Raw genomic sequence first — 18767 nt, 5'->3', positions numbered from 1 at the left:
GTAACGGGGCGCGCGCCGCCTACCGGAGTCGTGCCACCCGCCACACGGCGAGGACCACCACGAGGGCCACGACCAGGGCGTACGCGAGGACGACCCGCCAGTCGGGTCTGCGGCCGGAGCCGCGGGCCGGCAGGCCCGGCAGGGTGTAGCCGACGCGGCGGGCGGCCATCATGCCCCAGCCGGCCGCGCAGGAGCAGATCAGCAGGCCCAGCATGGCGATGACGGCCCCGCTGTCGCCGAAGTCGAAGGCGAGCGGGAAGGCGAACATCAGGGAGCCGAGTGCCGCGAGGCCCACGATGGGGGCCAGCTGCCAGATGCGGAGCCGGCGCTGCGGACGCAGCTCGACCTCGACCTCGTCGGCGAACATCTCGCCGGGCTCGGGCCCGTCGTCCGTCACGCCCTGCGTCTCGTCGGGCCCGTCGGAGCTGAGGTGGTCCGCCTCCTGCTCGGGTGCCGTCCCGGGCTCCGGCTCATCCCGCTCGGCGGTGATGTGATCCGTGCTTCGTGCGGTGTCGCGAGGGCCGGCCTCCATCGCCACGCGCCCTCCCAACTAGGACTCAACTCGGTCGATCGAAGCTCGATGATGGCACGCCGCCGAAGGAGCGGATGACGGCCTGGGCGTCCCGATGCCATGACGTGATCAGGCTGTAACCGGTCGTTCGACCAAGGACAGCGCGAGCTGCGGAAGTTCCGTGAGATCTGCTGCCGCCCCACTCAACCAGTGCACCCGCGGGTCGCGCCTGAACCATGAATCCTGGCGGCGCGCGAAGCGCTTGGTGGCACGGACGGTCTCGGTCCGCGCTTCCCCCAGGGTGCACTCCCCGGCGAGCGCCGCGAGCACCTGCTGGTAGCCGAGCGCGCGCGAGGCCGTACGCCCTTCACGCAACCCCTGCTCCTGGAGTGCGCTCACCTCGTCCACCAGGCCGGCGTCCCACATCCGGTCGACCCGGCGCGCGATGCGCTCGTCGAGCTCGGGGCGGGCCACGTCGACGCCGATCTGAAGGGTGTCGTACACCGAGTCGTGGCCGGGGAGATTGGCCGTGAACGGTTTGCCGGTGATCTCGATCACCTCCAGGGCGCGGACGACCCGGCGGCCGTTGCTCGGCAGGATCGCGCGAGCGGCCTCGGGGTCGGCGGCGGCCAGACGGGCGTGCAGTGCGCCGGGGCCGCGCAGCGTGAGTTCCTCCTCCAGGCGGGCGCGGACCTCGGGGTCGGTGCCGGGGAACTCCAGGTTGTCGACGGCCCCGCGCACATAGAGGCCCGAGCCGCCGACCAGGATCGGCCAGCGGCCCTCGGCGAGCAGGGCGTCGATCCGTTCCCGGGCCAGGCGCTGGTACTCGGCGACGGAGGCCGTGACGGTCACGTCCCAGATGTCCAGCAGATGGTGGGGGACGCCGCCACGCTCCTCGGGCGTCAGCTTGGCGGTACCGATGTCCATCCCTCGGTAGAGCTGCATGGAGTCGGCGTTGACGACCTCGCCGCCGAGACGCCGGGCAAGGAAGACGCCGAGATCGGACTTTCCGGCCGCAGTAGGTCCGACGACGGCGATGACGCGGGGGGCGGGGGGTGCACTGCTCACCGCCCCAGTCTCGCAAACCTCGCACCCTGGTCTCGAACGAGTTACGTGACGCCACGGCCGCGGGGTCGTTGCCCGTTGCGAGGTTCCTGCCGCCGGATCGCAGAGGCGGTGACCCGGGCCGCGCAAACTGACGCACCGGGCAACGCGGGATTTCGCCCGCACGAGTAACGTATGGAGTGGATATGGGCGTTTTTGCACGACTTCTCCGGCGGTCGAAGGCTACGGCGGAGACGCCTGCCGCCGAGGCTCAGACCGACACGGCGAAGGCCGGGTCCGAGGAGGAGACGGCCGAGACCACGGAGGCCGAGGGCACCGACGGAGCCGGGGAAGCGAAGGAGCCGGCCGGCGAGGCCGCCGCCGAGGTCACCGAGTCCGAGGGCGTCGACATCCCCAAGCAGCAGTCCACCGAGAAGGCTGCCGACAACGAGGCCGGTGAGGGCGCCCGTACGTGACCGCCCCGCGCGAGGGAAGGTGAGCCATGGGTCTCCTGCACAACGTGAAAGCCAAGCTGGGCCCGGCCAAGGGCAAGGTCTCGGACCTCGCACAGCGGCACGAGGACAAGATCCACCACGGTCTCGACAAAGCCGCGCAGGCCGTCGACAAGAGGACCAAGGGCAAGTACAGCGACAGGATCCAGTCGGGCACGGGCCGGGCCAAGGGCGCCATGGGCCGCCTCGCGCACCAGGGCGAGAGGGGACCGGACGGGGGTGGCACGACACCGCCGCCGGGCGCAGGGGCCATGCCGCCGGAGGCGGGCCGCACGGCACCGCCGCGGAACCCGGGTGGCATGACGCCGCCGGACGACGCACCTCCGCCTGCTTCCTGACGCGGACACCGGCACCGAAGGGCACATCGGCGGACGGCCGCGGAGCACCTGCTCCCGGCCGTCCCCGCCGGTTCTCCCGTGTGTGTGCGGTTGGCTGCCTTCCGGGCGGCCGCCCGCGCTCTACGACCAGGCGGCGACGATGTATCCCACGCCGTACGGAGCGTCCTCGTAGAGCAGCGATCCGCCGAGGTCCGCGCCCTCGGCCGCGCCCGCCAGGACCTGCCAGGGGGCCCGGCCGGAGGCCTTCAGCTCGTGGGCCAGTCCGGTGTCGAGCGCGGTGAGTGCGGCCACGTCCGCCGCGCCCAGTGCCCGTGCGACCTCCGCGTCGAACGGGGCCGCCCGGTCGTCCAGATAGCCCGGGGCCTTGAGCGTCCGGCACGCGCTAGCGTCCCCCATCACCAGCAGGGCCACTCGCTCGTCCCGCGCGGCGATGTCCCTCCCGGTGTCCGCGCACAGCCCGGGCGGGGACGACTCCCCCACCCCGATTCCCTCGACCGGGGCGTCGGACCACCCGGTCCGCTCCAGCAGCCAGGCGGCCACCGCCAGCGCGTACGGCAGTGGTGGGTGCGGGTCCGCGCCCTCGGCCGCTCCCAGACGTACATCGAGGTCGACGCCGAAGCCCCGGAAGGAGCCGGCCGTTCCCTCCGGGTACGTCTCGGGCCCGGCGCCGTCCGCAGGGCCGACGACGACGAGGCGGCCGGGCCGGGCGGCGGCGAGCACGCCCAGCGCGTCCGTGCAAGCGTCCCGCGCGGCGTCCAGTTCCGGGGCGGCGCCCGCGGCGATCTCGCACACCAGCAGGGGCGGGCAGGGGCAGACAGCGGCGGCGACAAGCATGATCGGCAGGGTAACCCTCAGAAGCCGCTGCCACCGCACAGGGCGGCAGCGGTCCGGGTCAGTCGCAGCCGCACCCGCTCGCCACGGCCGGCAGGGGCTCGGGGGCGCCGATCTTCGGCAGTCCCAGCATCACCCCGACGGGCTTGGCCTTCTCGGCCGCGTTCCGCTTCTCCCAGGCGTCGCCCGCGCGCGTACGGCGCACGTCCAGCACGGGCCCCTCGGCCAGGAGGTGGTGCGGGGCGGCGTAGGTGATCTCGACGGTGACCACGTCGCCGGGGCGGACCTCCTGGTCCGGCTTGGTGAAGTGAACCAGGCGGTTGTCCGGGGCGCGGCCGGACAGGCGGTGGGTGGTGTCGTCCTTGCGGCCCTCGCCCTCGGCGACCATGAGCTCCAGCGTGCGGCCGACCTGCTTCTTGTTCTCCTCCCAGGAGATCTCCTCCTGGAGGGCGACGAGCCGCTCGTAGCGCTCCTGGACGACCTTCTTGGGGATCTGGCCGTCCATCTCGGCGGCCGGGGTGCCGGGCCGCTTGGAGTACTGGAAGGTGAAGGCCTGGGCGAAGCGGGCCTCGCGCACCACGTGCAGCGTCTGCTCGAAGTCCTCCTCGGTCTCGCCGGGGAAGCCCACGATGATGTCCGTGCTGATCGCGGCGTGCGGGATGGCGGCGCGGACCTTCTCGATGATCCCCAGGAAGCGCTCCTGGCGGTAGGAGCGGCGCATCGCCTTCAGGACCGGGTCGGAGCCGGACTGGAGCGGCATGTGCAGCTGCGGCATCACGTTCGGCGTCTCGGCCATGGCGGCGATGACGTCGTCGGTGAAGTCCCGCGGGTGCGGGGAGGTGAAGCGCACGCGCTCCAGGCCGTCGATCTTCCCGCAGGCCCGCAGCAGCTTGCTGAAGGCCTCGCGGTCGCCGATGTCCGAGCCGTACGCGTTGACGTTCTGCCCGAGCAGCGTGATCTCGGAGACGCCCTCGGCCACCAGGGCCTCGATCTCGGCGAGGATGTCGCCGGGGCGGCGGTCCTTCTCCTTGCCGCGCAGGGCCGGGACGATGCAGAAGGTGCAGGTGTTGTTGCAGCCGACGGAGATCGAGACCCAGGCCGCGTAGGCGCTCTCGCGGCGCGTGGGCAGCGTCGAGGGGAACGCCTCCAGCGACTCGGCGATCTCGACCTGCGCCTCCTCCTGCACGCGGGCGCGCTCCAGCAGGACGGGCAGCTTGCCGATGTTGTGCGTGCCGAAGACGACGTCCACCCAGGGCGCCCGCTTCACGATGGTGTCGCGGTCCTTCTGCGCGAGGCAGCCGCCGACCGCGATCTGCATGCCGGGGCGGGCCGCCTTCTTCGGGGCGAGGTGGCCGAGGTTGCCGTACAGCTTGTTGTCGGCGTTCTCCCGCACGGCGCAGGTGTTGAAGACGACGACGTCCGCCGCGTCGGCGCCCTCGGGGGCGCGGACGTAGCCCGCGTCCTCCAGCAGTCCGGACAACCGCTCGGAGTCGTGGACGTTCATCTGGCACCCGTAGGTGCGTACCTCGTATGTGCGCGTGCCGCCCACTGACTGGCTCCGGTCGATGCTGCTCATGGGGACAAGGGTAGGCGGTCGGCGAAAGTGGCTCGGCCGCCTGTGGACAACCTGCGCACCGGCCTCAGGGCTCGATGAGTCCGGCCCTGATCGCGTAGCGGGTCAGTTCCAGGCGGTCGCGCATGCCGAGCTTCTGGAGGAGGTTGGCACGGTGACGCTCGACCGTCTTGGCGCTGATGAAGAGCAGTTCACCGATCTCCTTCGAGGTGTGGCCCTCGGCGACCAGCTTGAGGATCTCCTCCTCGCGTTCGGTGATGGCCCTCTCCGGCAGGCCGTCGCCCCGGTGCAGCCGCTCCAGGTAGCAGCGGACGAGGGCGCGTTCGGCGCCCGGATAGATGAACGGCTCGTCGCGCACGGCCGCCCGGCAGGCCTCGACCAGGTCGCGGTCCGCGACGGACTTGAGGACGTAGCCTCCGGCCCCGGCCCTGAGCGCCTCGAAGAAGTACTCCTCGTTGTCGTACATCGTCAGGATCAGGATGTGCAGGCCGGGCAGCCGGCGGGAGAGTTCCCGGGCCGCCTGGAGGCCGGTCATGCGGGGCATGGCCACGTCCAGGACGGCCAGGTCGACGGCGGTCTCGCGGGCGCGTGCGACGGCCTCGGCCCCGTCGCCGGCCTCGGCGACGACCGTCAGGTCCGGTTCGCTGTCCAGGATGAGGCGCACGCCCCGGCGTACGAGGGTGTGGTCGTCGGCGAGCAGGACGCGGATCGGTGGGGACATCAGAGGGGTCCTTCCGTCGCCGGTACGCCTGCGGTCACCGGTATGCGCAGCCGTACGTCGGTGCCCCCGCCCGGGGCCGGTTCCAGGGCCAGGGCAGCACCGAGCAGCAGGGCGCGTTCGCGCATGCCCGTGATGCCGGCGCCCTCGGGGGCGTGGCCGATGCCCGTGCCGTTGTCGCGCACGAGGAGTTCGACGCCGCCGGGGAACGGCTGGAGGCGGAGTTCGGCGCGGTCGGCGGCGGCGTGCCGGGCGGTGTTGGTCAGCCCCTCCTGGGCGACCCGGTAGACGACGAGTTCCGCTTCCGGGGTCAGGGCGGGCAGATCGCCGGTGACGTGGTGGCGCACGGTCAGCCCGTGGGTCGTGAACTCGCCGGCGAGCGAGCGCAGGGCGCTGGCCAGCCCGAGTTCCTCCAGGACGCCGGGGCGCAGCCGGCGGGCGATCCGGCGGATCTCGTCCAGGCCGGCCCGGGTCGCCTCCTGCGCCTGGCCGACCTCCTCGCGGAGGTCCTCGGGCGCCCGGTCGGCGACGCGCTTGAGCTGGAGGAGGACGGCGGTCAAAGTCTGCCCGACCTCGTCGTGGAGCTCCCGCGCGATCCGGTGCCGTTCGCTCTCCTGCGCGGACAGGGCCCGGGCTGCGCCTGCGGCCCGTTCGGCCTCCAGCCGGTCGAGCATCGTGTTGTACGTCGTGATCAGCCCGGCCGTCTCCGCCGGTCCCGCGACCACCGGCCGGGAGCCCGGACGCAGCAGGTCCGCGGTGGCCATGGCCTTGTCCAGGCGCTGGAGGGACGCCAGGCCGAACCGGAGCACGAGAGCGTTGCCGGCGAGCAGCACCACCAGGCCGCAGAGCAGGACGAGGGCCTCGCCCGCGAGAACGGGTGTGGACACGGTGACCGGGCCGAGCAGCAACCCCGTGGCCACGACCAGGCCGGCGGCGTTGAGCGAGAAGATCCGCCAGAACAACGACACGCTTCCGGATCCGCTCCTTCCCGCCTTCGCACCCTGCACGGCCCCCTCTACCCTCTCCGGCGGCCGGCCGTTGCGTATATCCGTCACGACACCCATGTCGTCACCGTACGGCCGGATGGGAGCATGCGGACTTGACCCGTTCGGTGATCGAGACCGTTCAACAGGCCGACAAAGTACGGCAAACAAGACGAACAAGGGGAAGCAACGTGTCAGCTCCGCGCCTGAGGGCGACGCCGCTGCCGGGTATCGGGGTCCAGTACGACCTGGAGACCCGGGAACACCGCCATCTGTCGGTGGTGGCGCACCGCGACGGCACGCGCACGGTGAACGTGTACCGGCCCGACGACCCCGACTCCTGCGCCCAGTCCCTGAAGCTGACCAGCTCGGAGGCGGGGTCGCTGATCGACGCGCTGAAGCCGTCCCACCACAGCCCGAGCCTGCTGTACACCACGGACCTCGGGCTGGTCGCCGAGCGGATCGAGGTGGCCGCGACCTCGCGCTGGAACGGGCGGGTGCTGGGCGACATGCGGATGCGGACGGAGACGGGCGCCTCGGTGGTGGCGGTGCTGCGCCGGGCCGAGGCCATTCCGTCGCCGGCGCCGGACTTCCGGCTGGCCGGCGGTGACACCCTGATCGTCGTCGGGACCCGTGAGGGCGTCGACGCGGCCGCGACCATACTCGAGCGGGAGTGAGCCGTTGCACTCCGCGGTTCTGCTCATCGAGTTCGGTTCCATCATTCTCGGCCTCGGCCTGCTGGGCCGCTTCGCCGGCCGCTTCCGGCTCTCGCCGATCCCCCTGTACCTGCTGGCCGGTCTGGCCTTCGGTGAGGGCGGTCTGCTGCCGCTGGGCGCGAGTGAGGAGTTCGTCGCCACCGGCGCGGAGATCGGCGTCATCCTGCTGTTGCTGATGCTGGGCCTGGAGTACACGGCGACCGACCTGGTCTCCAACCTCAAGACCCACTACCCCTCCGGTCTCGTCGACTGCGCCCTCAACGCGCTGCCCGGCGCCGCCATGGCGCTGCTGCTCGGGTGGGGTCCGGTGGCCGCCGTCGTCCTGGCCGGTGTCACGTGGATCTCGTCGTCCGGCGTGATCGCGAAGGTGCTGGGCGATCTGGGCCGGGTCGGCAACCGGGAGACGCCGGTCATCCTCAGCGTGCTGGTGCTGGAGGATCTGGCGATGGCGGTGTACCTGCCCATCGTCACGGCGCTGGTGGCGGGCGTCGGACTGATGGCCGGGAGCGTGACCCTGGCGATCGCGCTGGGCGCGGCCGGGCTCGTGCTGTTCCTGGCCGTGCGCTACGGCAGGCTCATCTCGCGGTTCGTCTCCAGCGACGACCCGGAGAAGCTGCTGCTGGTCGTGCTGGGTCTGACGATCCTGGTCGCGGGTGTCGCGCAGCAGCTCCAGGTCTCGGCGGCGGTGGGGGCCTTCCTGGTGGGCATCGCGCTGTCGGGGGAGGTCGCCGAGGGCGCGCACACCCTGCTGAGCCCCTTGCGTGACCTGTTCGCGGCGGTGTTCTTCGTCTTCTTCGGGCTGCACACCGACCCGACGAGCATCCCGCCCGTCCTGCTGCCGGCCCTCGGACTGGCCGTCGTCACCGCGCTGACGAAGATCGCCACCGGCTACTGGGCGGCCCGGCGGGCCGGGATCTCCGTGAAGGGCCGCTGGCGGGCGGGCGGCGCGCTGGTGGCCCGCGGTGAGTTCTCCATCGTCATCGCCGGCCTTGCCGTCTCGGCCGGGATCGAACCGTCCCTCGGCCCGCTGGCCACGGCCTACGTGCTGATCCTGGTCGTTCTCGGCCCGCTCACCGCGCGCTACACGGAGCCGGTGGCGACCTGGTGGAGCCGGCGCCGCGAGCCCAGCCGCCCGGAGCCCGCGCCCCGGACGGCCGAGGCCGAGGCGCCCGTCGCCGACTGAGGGAGGCACCAGCCGCCGACTGAGGAAGGGGCCGGGCGGCCCGGAGCGTGACCCCTGGTCAGGCGCCCCCGCCCGGCACCCACCCCTGTCTGCGCAGCACCTCTCGTACATCCGGCGCCTCGTAGTGCTCGCCCTTGAGGACCTTGCCGTCCTCGCGGCGGGAGACCGAGCCGTCGGGGCCGATCTTCGTCATGTTGGAGCGGTGGATCTCGGCGAGCACCGCGTCCAGATCGATGCCGTGCACGAGGGCGGTGCCGTACGCGACGTAGACCACGTCCGCCAATTCGTGCGCGAGCCGGTCGAGCGGGCCCCGCACCGATACCTCGGCGACCTCCCGGGCCTCCTCCGCGAGCAGCTCACCCCGGTGGGCCGCCAGAGCCGGGGAGACCTCCGTGGGCGTGCTGCGGGCGTCCAGACCGAAGGCGAGGTGGAACGCACGGACCAGGTCGGCGGGCGAAGAGCTCATGGGGCCGACTGTAGTGGCGACCACTGACAGTCCCCGCCCTGGACCTGTGACCCCTCCCCTGGTCAGCGGGGCACCCCGGCTGGCAGGATCGCCCGCATGTCCAGAACGCTCCCCCCCATCGGCAGGCGCCGGGCCCTGCAGGGCGGCACCGCCGCCCTCGTGGTCCTCGGCCTGCTCCTGTGGTGGCTGCGCCCCTGGGCCGAGGAGCCGCCGGGCGGGACGATCACGTTCAGCACGGGCACCCGCGCGGGGGTGTACCACGAGTACGGCGAACTCCTGCGCAACGAGATCGACAAGGACATGCCCGACCTGAAGGTGCGGCTGCTGACCAGCGCCGGCTCGCAGGAGAACGTCGCCGACGTGGCGACCGGCAAGGCCGACTTCGCGATCGCCGCTGCCGACGCGGTCGCCACATACAAGCTCGACAACAGCCCGGGGGCCGACCGGCTGCGCGGCGTCGCCCGCCTGTACGACGACTACGTCCAGCTCGTCGTACCGCCCGACTCGGACATCCGCTCCGTCGCCGACCTGCGGGGCAAGCGCGTGGCCATAGGGCTGCCCGACTCCGGCGTACGGCTGATAGCCAACGGCGTGCTCAAAGCGGCCGGCATCGACCCGGAGAAGGACATCAAGCCGTCCTCGGACGGCATCGACACCGGGCCCAAGCGCCTGGGGCACGGCCTCGACGCGTTCTTCTGGTCGGGCGGGCTGCCCACGGACGGCCTCAGCCGCCTGGCCAACAAGTCGGCATCGGCCTTCCGGTTCGTGCCGATCGACGCCACGCTCGTGGCCAAACTGCATGACCAGGGCGGCGCCACGCGCTACTACCGCGCCACGAAGATGCCGGAGTCGGCCTATCCCCGCATCCAGCGCGGCGAGCCGGTGCCGACCCTCGCGGTGTCCAACCTGCTGGTCACCCGCAGCGACATGGATCCCCGGCTCACCGAGTGGCTGACCCGTACGGTGCTGGACAGCCGGGACCTCATCGGGGAGAAAGTCCACTCCGCCCAGCTGGTCGACGTGCGCACGGCGATCTACACCGACCCGCTGCAACTGCATGCCGGCGCCCAGCGCTACTACCAGTCGGTCAAGCCGTAGCGCCCGGCCCCGCCCGCTCCTCGCCCTGCGTCAGGCCGTAGGCGCCGACCGCGGCACCGCCACCGTCACCCTCAGCCCGTGCGGCTCGTGACGGTCGTACGCGATCGAACCGCCGCCCGCCGCGAGCAGCGCCCGCGAGATGGACAGCCCGAGGCCCGAGCCCTTGATGTTCTGATGCCGGCCGCTGCGCCAGAAGCGGTCGCCGACGCGGGCCAGCTCCTCGTCGGTGAGGCCGGGGCCGTGGTCGGTGACGACGACGGTGGAGGTGTCGCCCCGGGAGGCGACGCTCACCTCGACGGTCTCGTCCTCGGGTGTGAACTTCACCGCGTTGTCGATGACCGCGTCCAGCGCGCTGGACAGGGCGACCGGGTCGGCCCACGCGGTCGTCGGCGGGCAATCCCCGACCAGGCGCACGCCCTTGGCCTCGGCGGTCGGGGCCCAGGCCGCGACACGCTCGGCGGCGAGCTCGCCGATGTCGGTGACCTTCAGATCCGCCTCGGTGTGCTCGGCCAGCGCCAGGTCAAGCAAGTCGTCCAGGACCTGCGCGAGGCGCTTGCCCTCGGCCTGGACCGAAAGGATCTCCTTGTTGCCCTCGGGCAGTTCGAAGGAGAGCAGCTCGATGCGCAGCAGCAGTGCCGCGAGGGGGTTGCGCAGCTGGTGCGAGGCGTCGGCGACGAAAGCGCGCTGCTGCTCCAGCACGTCCTCGACATTGTCGGCCATCTCGTTGAACGACCGTGCCAGGCGCTGGAGTTCCGGCGGCCCGCCGGCGGCCGCGACCCGGGACTTGAGCCGCCCGGTGGCGATGTCGTGGGTGGTGGCGTCCAGGACCCGTACGGGCTTGAGCACCCAGCCGGTCAGCCGCAGGGCGGCACCGACGGCCAGCAGCATCGCTGCGAACTCGCCCGCGCCGATGACCAGCCAGCCGTGCAGCGTGCGCGAGCGCATCTGTCCGGTGGGCGAGTCGGTGACGACGACCGCGACGACGTCCCCGTCCCGGATGACCGGCGAGGCCACAACGAGATTGCGCCGCTGCCAGGGCCACACCTGCTTCGGATCATGGCTGCGGCGGCTGAGCTTCGCCTCGTCGAAGGCGTCCCGGACCTCGCCCTCCTTGGGCAGCGTCCACTTGGCCGGTGCGTGGGCCATTGCCCTGCCGGTGCGGTAGAAGACGCCGGAGCGGATGCCGTAGACCTCGTAGTAGCTGCGCAGCTCGCTGCTGAGGGTGGCCAGGCGCTCGTTCTCGAACGCTCCGGTGGTCCCGTCGGGCGAGTCGGTGACGAACTGCGCGAGGGCCGCGAAGCGTGCCGTGTCGTCGATCCGGTCGACGACGACCTTCTGCTGCTGCGCGCCGGCGAGGCTGACGGCGAGCGGGACGCCGAGGGCGAGCAGCACGGCCGCCATCAGGATGATGAGCAGCGGGAGCAGACGAGTGCGCACCCGGCCCCGCTAACCGGCAGGCGCGACGAGCCGGTAGCCGACTCCGCGAACGGTCTCGATGAGGGCCGGCATCCGCAGCTTGGCGCGCAGGGATGCGACATGCACCTCCAGGGTGCGCCCGGTCCCCTCCCAGCTGGTCCGCCACACCTCGCTGATGATCTGCTCCCGGCGGAAGACCACCCCGGGCCGCTGCGCGAGCAGGGCCAGCAGGTCGAACTCCTTGCGGGTCAGCTGGACCACCGCCCCGTCCACGCTGACCCGGCGGGTGGGCAGCTCGATGTGCACCGGGCCGAGCCGCAGCTCGGTCTCGATGCCGCTGGAGGTGTCCTCGTGGGAGGTGCGCCGGCTGACCGCGTGGATGCGGGCGAGCAGCTCACCGGTGTCGTAGGGCTTCACCACGTAGTCGTCGGCGCCGAGGTTGAGGCCGTGGATGCGGGAGCGCACGTCGGAGCGGGCGGTGACCATGATCACCGGGGTGGCGGTGCGCTTGCGGATCTTGCCGCAAACCTCGTATCCGTCCTGGTCGGGCAGGCCGAGATCGAGGAGGACGACGCCGAAGCAGTCGCCCTCGGGAACGAGTGCCTGGAGGGCCTCCTCACCGCTGCGCGCGTGCGTGACGTCGAACCCGTGCCGCGCCAGAACCGCCGACAGGGCGGCGGCGACGTGGTTGTCGTCCTCGACGAGCAGCAGTCTCATCCGGTCCCCCTTCGGTTCACTGGCCGTACGATCTAGATGTGTACAAAAAGGCGTGCACGCGCGCGCGTGCACCTTGTGCAGTCACGCTGATGGACGAGGACGGCGTCAAGAGGGTTCCGGTTGCGGACCGCTTCCGTTACCCGGCTGGTATGAGCGCCGTTCCCCAGTGCTACGACACGTGTCCGATTGCTATCGGATCGTGATGCTCAGATTCCCCTCAGATGTAATGACGCAGGTCGTACGGGGTTACTACTGTCCTCCGAAACCGAGGAGGACGGAGCCTGAGAGCGATGACCGAAGTATCGGTGGCCAAGGAAGATGTGGCCGCGACCGGAGAACTGGTCGTCCTGAAGAGCGTCAACAAGCACTTCGGCGCGTTGCACGTACTCCAGGACATCGACCTGACGATCGCCCGCGGTGAAGTCGTGGTGGTCATCGGACCCTCCGGGTCCGGCAAGTCCACCCTGTGCCGCACCATCAACCGCCTGGAGACGACCGACTCCGGCACGATCACGATCGACGGCAAGCCGCTGCCCGCCGAGGGCAAGGAGCTGGCAAAGCTCCGCGCCGATGTCGGCATGGTCTTCCAGTCCTTCAACCTCTTCGCGCACAAGACCGTGCTCGAGAACGTGATGCTCGGCCAGATCAAGGTCCGCAAGAAGGACAAGAAGACGGCCGAGGAGCGGGCCCGGGCCCTGCTCGACCGGGTCGGCGTGGGCGCGCAGGCCGAGAAGTACCCGGCTCAGCTCTCCGGCGGCCAGCAGCAGCGCGTCGCCATCGCACGGGCGCTGGCCATGGAGCCGAAGGTGATGCTCTTCGACGAGCCGACCTCCGCGCTCGACCCCGAGATGATCAACGAGGTGCTGGAGGTCATGCAGCAGCTCGCCCGTGACGGCATGACCATGATCGTCGTCACCCATGAGATGGGTTTCGCACGATCGGCCGCAAACCGCGTGGTGTTCATGGCGGACGGCCGAATCGTCGAGGAGGCTGCGCCCGACCAGTTCTTCAGCAATCCGCGCAGCGATCGTGCCAAGGACTTTCTGTCGAAGATCCTGCATCACTGACGGCGCGGGTCGCGCCCGACGCGCCCCTGTCGCCCGCCCTTTGAGGGTTCGCATCTCTTCACCAGCCAAAGGATGTTCATCATGAAGCTCCGCAAGGTCACCGCCGCCTCGGCCACCGTCTTCGCTCTCGCCCTCACCGCCACCGCGTGCGGCGGCGACTCGGGCGACGACTCCGGTTCCGACGGCGGCGGCAAGACGATCACGGTCGGCATCAAGTTCGACCAGCCCGGCCTCGGCCAGAAGACGCCGCAGGGTTACGCCGGCTTCGACGTCGACGTCGCCACGTACGTCGCGAAGAAGCTCGGTTACAACGAGGACCAGATCGAGTGGAAGGAGGCGAAGAGCGCCGACCGCGAGACCATGCTCCAGCGTGGGGACGTCGACTTCATCGCCGCGACCTACTCGATCACCCCGGAGCGCCAGGAGAAGGTCGACTTCGCCGGTCCTTACCTGCTGGCGCACCAGGATGTTCTGGTCCGGGCGGACGACAACAAGATCAAGTCCCCGAAGGACCTGAACAACGCCAAGCTGTGCTCGGTCACCGGCTCCACCTCCGCGCAGAACGTCAAGGACAAGCTGGCTCCCAAGGCGCAGCTGCAGCCCTACCCGACGTACTCCGCCTGCCTGCCCGGTCTGCAGAACGGTGCCGTCGACGCGCTGACCACCGACGACTCGATCCTCGCCGGTTACGCGGCCCAGTCGCAGTTCAAGGGCAAGTTCAAGCTCGGCGGCTTCAAGCTGACCAACGAGAACTACGGCATCGGCGTCAAGAAGGGCAGCGACCTCAAGGACAAGATCAACAAGGCCCTTGAGGACATGGTCGCCGACAAGGCCTGGCAGGAGGCCGTGGACAAGAACCTCGGCCCGGCCAACTACAAGAACGAGCCGGCGCCGAAGATCGGCGAGATCAAGAGCTGAAGCAGCGCCTGACAGGGTGCGCCGCCCACCGGAAGGGGCGGCGCACCGGCGTGGGCATCCCTACACGCGGAAGCACGGGAGATCGTGTTCGACTTTCTCAAGGATTACGACCTGCTGGGAGCCTTCTGGACGACAGTGCAGCTCGCTGTGCTCTCCGCCGTCGGCTCCCTGATCTGGGGCACTCTGCTGGCCGCCATGCGGGTCGGCCCGGTGCCGCTGATGCGCGCCTTCGGGACCGCGTACGTGAACATCGTGCGGAACATCCCGTTGACCGTCATCATCCTGTTCACGTCGCTGGGCCTGAACCAGACGTTGGGAGTCTCCCTCGGCGCGAACGACGTCGAGACGATCAACTTCCGGCTCGCCGTCCTCGGCCTGATTCTCTACACCTCGTCCTTCGTGTGCGAGGCGCTGCGCTCCGGCATCAACACGGTGCCCGTCGGGCAGGCGGAGGCGGCCCGCGCGATCGGGCTCAGTTTCAACCAGGTGCTGGGCCTGGTCGTGTTGCCACAGGCGTTCCGTTCGTCCGTCGTACCGCTGGCAAATGTGCTGATCGCCCTCATCAAGAACACCACAGTGGCCGCCGCCATCGGTGTCGCCGAAGCGGCGGTGCTGATGAAGGAGATGATCGAGAACGAGGCCCAGCTGCTGCTGATCTCGGCGATCATCGCGTTCGGTTTCGTGGTCCTGACGCTGCCGACCGGCCTGATCCTGGGCTGGGTGGGCAAGAAGGTGGCGGTGAAGCGATGAGCTCCGTTCTGTACGACGCTCAGGGGCCTCGCGCCAAGCGGCGCAACGTCGTCCTCACGGTGGTCTTCCTGGTCGCCGTAGCGGCCCTGCTGTGGTGGGTGTTCAGGACCCTCAAGGACAAGGGCCAGCTGGAATGGGCCCTGTGGGAGCCGTTCGTCCACACCGAGGCCTGGTCCACGTACATCTGGCCGGGTCTGCAGAACACCTTGAAGGCTGCCGCCCTGGCGGTGATCATCGCGCTGCCGCTCGGCGCGGTTCTCGGTATCGCCCGGCTGTCGGACCACGCGTGGGTCAGGGTCCCGGCCGCGGTCGTGGTGGAGTTCTTCCGCTCCATCCCCGTTCTGGTGCTGATGATCTTTGGTCTCGCTCTGTTCGCCGAATACACCAACGTCTCCTCCGACGACCGTCCGCTGTACGCGGTCGTCACCGGCCTGGTCCTGTACAACGCTTCGGTTCTCGCCGAGATCGTCCGGGCGGGCATCCTGGCCCTGCCCAAGGGCCAGTCCGAAGCGGCGATGGCGATCGGCCTGCGCAAGGGCCAGCTGATGCGCCTGATCCTGCTGCCGCAGTCGGTCACGGCGATGCTTCCGGCGATCGTGAGTCAGCTCGTCGTCATCGTGAAGGACACCGCGCTCGGCGGCGCGGTCCTGACCTACACGGAGTTGCTCGCCGCTGCCGGCACGATGAGCGGCTACTACGGCGGGAACATCATCCAAAGCTTCACCGTCGTGTCCGTGATCTTCATCGCGCTCAACTTCGCCCTCACCTCGTTCGCGAGCTGGCTGGAGCGCCGGCTGCGGCAGGCGAAGAAGTCGACGGGCGCGGTCGTGGGCGCGAACGGCGCGGAGATCGCCGGCACGACGGGGACCGGCGCCGGAGGCACCGTCTGACACCCGGTCACCTCACGTGACACACTCAGGGGCAGTGGCATGATCGCCACTGCCCCTCGTCACTTGACGCAAGCACCGGCAATGGGTTGCATACGTTCTGTGATCGTGCACCCTGCTCCAACTTCCTGTTCACCCACGTCTCTCAGGACACCACCGCGGGCAGGGGGCGCCACGCCGTGGACCCGGTGATCATCGTCGGAGCGGGGCCCGTCGGGCTCACGCTCGCCCTTGCACTGGCACGTCAGGAAGTCCCCTGCGTCGTCCTCGACGAGGGCCCGGGCAAAGACGAACCCCGCGCGGCACGCACCGTCGTCCTGCGCGAGGACACCGCCGCCCTCGTGGAACGGCTGTCCGGTGTGCCTCTCGCCCGAGCCGGTGCGCGCTGGGCCGGTTGGCGGTCGATGCGGCGCAAGCAGGTGATGCGCGAGATCGTCTTCGACGGCACCGAGCCCGCTCCCCTGCACATCGCCCAGCACGTGCTGACCGGCGCGCTGCGCGCCGCCCTCACCGGCGAACGGCTCGTCAAAGTCGCCGTGGACAGCCGCCTCGACGGGATCGAGCAGGAGCCCTCCGGCGTCACCGCTCACACCCGCGGTCCCCAGGGCACCTGGTGGCGCGGCAGTTTCCTGGCCGGCTGCGACGGCCCCCGCTCGACCGTACGCAAGCTCCAGGACATCCGCTTCCCGGGCCGTACGGCGGTGGAACGTCACGCCGTCGCCGCGCTCCGTACGGAACTTCCCTGGTACGACGAGGCGTTGCTGCACCGTCTGCCGCCCTGGCGCATGTCCGGCCCCTCCGCCGGCGAAGTCACCGCCCGGCCGCTGCCGGACGGCGTCTGGCGCCTGGACTGGCTCCTGCCGCCCGGCAAGGACCTGGTCACACCCGAACTGCTGCTCACCCGTATCCGGGAGACCCTGGCCGGCTGGGCAGGCGGCACGACCCCGCCGTACGAGCTGCTGGACACCGGTGTCCACACCGTCCACCACCGGCTGGCCCGCCGCTGGCGCGCCGACCGTGTGTTCCTCGCCGGGGACGCCGCCCACCTGCTTGGCGCGCTCGGCACACACGGGCTGGACGAGGGCCTGCGGGACGCCGACAACCTCGCCTGGAAACTGGCCCTGGCCTGGCACCACGGGCCGCACGAAGCGCTCCTCGACAGCTACCAGACCGAACGCCGGGCGGTCGTCGCCGCCCGGCTCCGCGCGGCCGACCAGGCGCTGCCGCTGCTACGCGGCGGTGCGGGGCTGCGCGCCGTCGTACCCGGCTCCTCCCGGGGTCACGACGCCCTCCTCACGGAGGGGCACTTGGGTCACGGCCAGCTCGGCGCGCCGGGGGCGTACGCCGACTCGCCGCTCGCGCCCCGACACCTCGACGGGCAGACCCCGGTCGAGACACCCCTCGGCGCACCCGTCACCGACGTACGGGTCACCGCGGAGGACGGCACCTTCGTCCGGCTGCGGGACCGGCTCGGCCGCGGCGCGCTGCTCGTGGTGCTGATCGCACCGGGCACGGGCGTCTGGGAGCGCAAGCACTGGGTCGGCGCCGGCATCATGCCGCAGCTCGCCGCTGCGGTCGCGGCACTGCCGCACCCCGCCGAACTGCTCGTCGCCGAGAGCTATCCGGGCGCGGCCGCGCACACGGTGCTTCTGGTGCGTCCCGACGGGCACCTCGTCACCGCGCTGGGCGGCGTGCGCCCGGCCGACCTGTACGCGGCGGCGGAGGCCACCGTGGGCGGACCGGTGAAGGCGCAGGCAGAGGCCGGTGCTTCGGCCGGCTCGCACTGACACCGGTCCTGCGGTGATGTGCTCACTGTCACGGTGCGTCCGCATGGTGACAGTGAGTTGACCCGGCCAGGCGGCCATGGTGTACTCCGGTGCGTGACCGACACCTGTGTGCGCCTGTGGCGGAGGGTCCATATGGACCTCCTCCGCTATGCGGGTTGCGTGTGTCGTCCGTCCTGCTGACTTCGCATTCCTCTTTTCCCTGTGCGCGCCGCGCTCTGGCCGCGTCGGCTTCCGCGCCTCCTTCGCGAACCCTCACCAGGACCCTCAGGACGGCACCCGTGTCTGTACCACCCTCTGCATCCCCGTCTGCGACCTCATCCGTCTCCGCCGCCGGTTCGGCTCCCACGCAGGCCGACCTCTACGACTTCGTCCGGCGCACGGCCGCCGACACCGAGCTGATCGACTCCCTGCCGCTCGACCCGGAGGGCCGCACCTGGGTGCGGCTGGACGGGCCCGGCGGCAGCGAGGCCTGGCTGATCGGCTGGCCGCCCGGCACGGGCACCGGCTGGCACGACCACGCCGACTCGGTCGGCGCCTTCCTGACCGCGTCGGGCGAGCTCAAAGAGAACTCGCTCGCCGCGCGGCTGCCCACCGACGGCTGGAAGACCCTGGAACTCACCGAGGACGTGGACCGGGAACGCCGCCTGCGGGCCGGCCAGGGCCGCGCCTTCGGCCGGCACCACGTGCACGAGGTGCTCAACGAATCCCCGGACCGGCACGCGATCTCCGTCCATGCCTACTACCCGCCCCTGCCGCAGATCCGCCGCTACAGCCGCAGCGGTCCCGTTCTGCGCCTGGAGCAGGTCGAGCGACCGGAGGACTGGCAGTGAGCGCCGCACCCGGGCCGGTGAGCCGCGATCCCCAACAGCCCCTCGGCATCGACGCGTTGCTGGAACGGGTCCGGGCGGGCTACGAGCGCATCGAACCGCACGAGGCGTACGAGGCCGCCCGGGCCGGCGACGCTCTCCTGGTCGACATCCGCTACGCCGCCCTGCGCGAACGGGACGGCCTCATCCCCGGCGCCCTGGTCGTCGAGCGCAACGAACTGGAATGGCGCCTCGACCCCCAGGGCAGCCACCGCCTCCCCGAGGCCACGAGCCACGCCCTGCGCATCGTCGTGATCTGCAACGAGGGCTATGCGTCCAGTCTCGCGGCCCAGTCCTTGCACCAGCTGGGACTGCACCGGGCCACGGACCTGGTGGGCGGCTTCCAGGCATGGCGAGGGGCGGGGCTTCCGGTGGTGTGAGCCGGA

22 protein-coding genes are annotated in these 18767 nt (G+C 70.9%); 13 read left to right on the top strand and 9 right to left on the bottom strand.

What is annotated here, in order from left to right:
- Positions 1–19: 19 nt before the first annotated feature.
- Both OO68_RS12105 and miaA read right to left on the bottom strand, forming a co-directional pair.
- Entirely contained in the window at positions 20–532 is a 513-nt protein-coding gene (locus tag OO68_RS12105) for a hypothetical protein (RefSeq protein WP_033308302.1), read from the bottom strand.
- 108 nt (positions 533–640) lie between these two features.
- Positions 641–1579 carry a tRNA (adenosine(37)-N6)-dimethylallyltransferase MiaA gene (gene miaA / locus OO68_RS12100; RefSeq protein WP_033308301.1) on the bottom strand — a complete coding sequence of 313 codons (939 nt, stop codon included), beginning with the start codon at positions 1577–1579 and terminating at the stop codon, positions 641–643.
- A 182-nt stretch (positions 1580–1761) separates the two neighbouring features.
- Here miaA and OO68_RS12095 point away from each other — a divergent pair, with 182 nt between their 5' ends.
- On the top strand, positions 1762–2031 hold the full coding sequence (locus OO68_RS12095) for a hypothetical protein (protein ID WP_033308300.1): 270 nt from the start codon (positions 1762–1764) through the stop codon (positions 2029–2031).
- Positions 2032–2057: 26 nt separating this feature from the next.
- Positions 2058–2405, top strand: a complete 348-nt coding sequence (locus OO68_RS12090) for an antitoxin (protein ID WP_033308299.1) — start codon at positions 2058–2060, stop codon at positions 2403–2405.
- A gap of 120 nt (positions 2406–2525) precedes the next feature.
- On the opposite strand, the gene OO68_RS12085 is transcribed toward OO68_RS12090, so the two are convergent.
- The 4 genes from OO68_RS12085 to OO68_RS12070 all read right to left on the bottom strand — a co-directional run bounded on the left by OO68_RS12085 (position 2526) and on the right by OO68_RS12070 (position 6495).
- Positions 2526–3239 carry a class III extradiol dioxygenase subunit B-like domain-containing protein gene (locus tag OO68_RS12085; protein ID WP_033308483.1) on the bottom strand — a complete coding sequence of 238 codons (714 nt, stop codon included), beginning with the start codon at positions 3237–3239 and terminating at the stop codon, positions 2526–2528.
- A 58-nt stretch (positions 3240–3297) separates the two neighbouring features.
- Positions 3298–4812 carry a tRNA (N6-isopentenyl adenosine(37)-C2)-methylthiotransferase MiaB gene (gene miaB / locus OO68_RS12080; RefSeq protein WP_033308298.1) on the bottom strand — a complete coding sequence of 505 codons (1515 nt, stop codon included), beginning with the start codon at positions 4810–4812 and terminating at the stop codon, positions 3298–3300.
- 64 nt (positions 4813–4876) lie between these two features.
- On the bottom strand, positions 4877–5530 hold the full coding sequence (locus OO68_RS12075) for a response regulator (protein ID WP_033308297.1): 654 nt from the start codon (positions 5528–5530) through the stop codon (positions 4877–4879).
- Complete coding sequence (locus OO68_RS12070) at positions 5530–6495, bottom strand: sensor histidine kinase (protein ID WP_245236949.1); 966 nt, start codon at positions 6493–6495, stop codon at positions 5530–5532. The genes OO68_RS12075 and OO68_RS12070 overlap by 1 nt, the downstream gene beginning before the upstream one ends.
- 206 nt (positions 6496–6701) lie before the next feature.
- Here OO68_RS12070 and OO68_RS12065 point away from each other — a divergent pair, with 206 nt between their 5' ends.
- Both OO68_RS12065 and OO68_RS12060 read left to right on the top strand, forming a co-directional pair.
- Positions 6702–7187, top strand: a complete 486-nt coding sequence (locus OO68_RS12065; RefSeq protein WP_033308295.1) for a cation:proton antiporter regulatory subunit — start codon at positions 6702–6704, stop codon at positions 7185–7187.
- A 4-nt stretch (positions 7188–7191) separates the two neighbouring features.
- Positions 7192–8409: a cation:proton antiporter gene (locus OO68_RS12060; RefSeq protein ID WP_033308294.1), complete on the top strand. Its 1218-nt coding sequence runs from the start codon at positions 7192–7194 to the stop codon at positions 8407–8409.
- 58 nt (positions 8410–8467) lie between these two features.
- Here OO68_RS12060 and OO68_RS12055 read toward each other — a convergent pair whose 3' ends face one another.
- On the bottom strand, positions 8468–8875 hold the full coding sequence (locus tag OO68_RS12055) for a pyrophosphohydrolase domain-containing protein (RefSeq protein ID WP_033308293.1): 408 nt from the start codon (positions 8873–8875) through the stop codon (positions 8468–8470).
- Positions 8876–8971: 96 nt separating this feature from the next.
- On the opposite strand from OO68_RS12055, the gene OO68_RS12050 reads away from it, so the two are divergent.
- A complete protein-coding gene (locus tag OO68_RS12050) occupies positions 8972–9973 on the top strand; it encodes a TAXI family TRAP transporter solute-binding subunit (RefSeq protein ID WP_033308292.1) in 1002 nt (333 codons plus the stop codon).
- Between the two features lie 30 nt (positions 9974–10003).
- On the opposite strand, the gene OO68_RS12045 is transcribed toward OO68_RS12050, so the two are convergent.
- Together OO68_RS12045 and OO68_RS12040 are read right to left on the bottom strand one after the other, a co-directional pair.
- Positions 10004–11410 (bottom strand): sensor histidine kinase, encoded by a 1407-nt coding sequence (locus OO68_RS12045; RefSeq protein ID WP_033308291.1) that lies wholly within the window; start codon positions 11408–11410, stop codon positions 10004–10006.
- Between the two features lie 9 nt (positions 11411–11419).
- Entirely contained in the window at positions 11420–12106 is a 687-nt protein-coding gene (locus OO68_RS12040) for a response regulator transcription factor (protein ID WP_033308290.1), read from the bottom strand.
- Between the two features lie 290 nt (positions 12107–12396).
- Here OO68_RS12040 and OO68_RS12035 point away from each other — a divergent pair, with 290 nt between their 5' ends.
- The 8 genes from OO68_RS12035 (at position 12397) to OO68_RS12005 (ending at position 18761) form a co-directional block, all read left to right on the top strand.
- Positions 12397–13173 carry an amino acid ABC transporter ATP-binding protein gene (locus tag OO68_RS12035; RefSeq protein ID WP_033308289.1) on the top strand — a complete coding sequence of 259 codons (777 nt, stop codon included), beginning with the start codon at positions 12397–12399 and terminating at the stop codon, positions 13171–13173.
- Positions 13174–13254: 81 nt separating this feature from the next.
- Positions 13255–14091 carry a glutamate ABC transporter substrate-binding protein gene (locus OO68_RS12030; RefSeq protein WP_033308288.1) on the top strand — a complete coding sequence of 279 codons (837 nt, stop codon included), beginning with the start codon at positions 13255–13257 and terminating at the stop codon, positions 14089–14091.
- 84 nt (positions 14092–14175) lie between these two features.
- A complete protein-coding gene (locus OO68_RS12025; protein ID WP_033308287.1) occupies positions 14176–14841 on the top strand; it encodes an amino acid ABC transporter permease in 666 nt (221 codons plus the stop codon).
- A complete protein-coding gene (locus OO68_RS12020) occupies positions 14838–15731 on the top strand; it encodes an amino acid ABC transporter permease (RefSeq protein ID WP_033308286.1) in 894 nt (297 codons plus the stop codon). Before OO68_RS12025 ends, OO68_RS12020 begins: the two co-directional genes overlap by 4 nt.
- A gap of 176 nt (positions 15732–15907) precedes the next feature.
- Positions 15908–17515 (top strand): FAD-dependent monooxygenase, encoded by a 1608-nt coding sequence (locus OO68_RS12015; RefSeq protein WP_033308285.1) that lies wholly within the window; start codon positions 15908–15910, stop codon positions 17513–17515.
- Positions 17516–17533: 18 nt separating this feature from the next.
- Positions 17534–17695 carry a putative leader peptide gene (locus OO68_RS48580; RefSeq protein WP_324605734.1) on the top strand — a complete coding sequence of 54 codons (162 nt, stop codon included), beginning with the start codon at positions 17534–17536 and terminating at the stop codon, positions 17693–17695.
- A gap of 98 nt (positions 17696–17793) precedes the next feature.
- Positions 17794–18345, top strand: coding sequence for a cupin domain-containing protein (locus tag OO68_RS12010; RefSeq protein ID WP_033308284.1), 552 nt, complete (start codon positions 17794–17796; stop codon positions 18343–18345).
- Positions 18342–18761: a rhodanese-like domain-containing protein gene (locus OO68_RS12005; protein WP_245236948.1), complete on the top strand. Its 420-nt coding sequence runs from the start codon at positions 18342–18344 to the stop codon at positions 18759–18761. The genes OO68_RS12010 and OO68_RS12005 overlap by 4 nt, the downstream gene beginning before the upstream one ends.
- Positions 18762–18767: the final 6 nt, after the last annotated feature.

The sequence above is a fragment of the Streptomyces iakyrus genome, from assembly GCF_000717055.1.
Taxonomy (GTDB): domain Bacteria; phylum Actinomycetota; class Actinomycetes; order Streptomycetales; family Streptomycetaceae; genus Streptomyces; species Streptomyces iakyrus.
The sequence above is the reverse complement of the archived record's forward strand: the minus strand, read 5'-3'. Positions and strand labels throughout refer to the sequence as shown.

Bases quoted from the DNA above. Each gene is read 5' to 3' on its own strand.
- OO68_RS12105 (WP_033308302.1), bottom strand. From the start codon at position 532: ATGGAGGCCGGCCCTCGCGACACCGCACGAAGCACGGATCACATCACC.
- OO68_RS12095 (WP_033308300.1), top strand. From the start codon at position 1,762: ATGGGCGTTTTTGCACGACTTCTCCGGCGGTCGAAGGCTACGGCGGAG.
- OO68_RS12085 (WP_033308483.1), bottom strand. From the start codon at position 3,239: ATGCTTGTCGCCGCCGCTGTCTGCCCCTGCCCGCCCCTGCTGGTGTGC.
- OO68_RS12040 (WP_033308290.1), bottom strand. From the start codon at position 12,106: ATGAGACTGCTGCTCGTCGAGGACGACAACCACGTCGCCGCCGCCCTG.
- OO68_RS12075 (WP_033308297.1), bottom strand. From the start codon at position 5,530: ATGTCCCCACCGATCCGCGTCCTGCTCGCCGACGACCACACCCTCGTA.
- OO68_RS12020 (WP_033308286.1), top strand. From the start codon at position 14,838: ATGAGCTCCGTTCTGTACGACGCTCAGGGGCCTCGCGCCAAGCGGCGC.
- OO68_RS12055 (WP_033308293.1), bottom strand. From the start codon at position 8,875: ATGAGCTCTTCGCCCGCCGACCTGGTCCGTGCGTTCCACCTCGCCTTC.
- OO68_RS12035 (WP_033308289.1), top strand. From the start codon at position 12,397: ATGACCGAAGTATCGGTGGCCAAGGAAGATGTGGCCGCGACCGGAGAA.
- miaB (WP_033308298.1), bottom strand. From the start codon at position 4,812: ATGAGCAGCATCGACCGGAGCCAGTCAGTGGGCGGCACGCGCACATAC.
- OO68_RS12030 (WP_033308288.1), top strand. From the start codon at position 13,255: ATGAAGCTCCGCAAGGTCACCGCCGCCTCGGCCACCGTCTTCGCTCTC.
- OO68_RS12050 (WP_033308292.1), top strand. From the start codon at position 8,972: ATGTCCAGAACGCTCCCCCCCATCGGCAGGCGCCGGGCCCTGCAGGGC.
- OO68_RS12090 (WP_033308299.1), top strand. From the start codon at position 2,058: ATGGGTCTCCTGCACAACGTGAAAGCCAAGCTGGGCCCGGCCAAGGGC.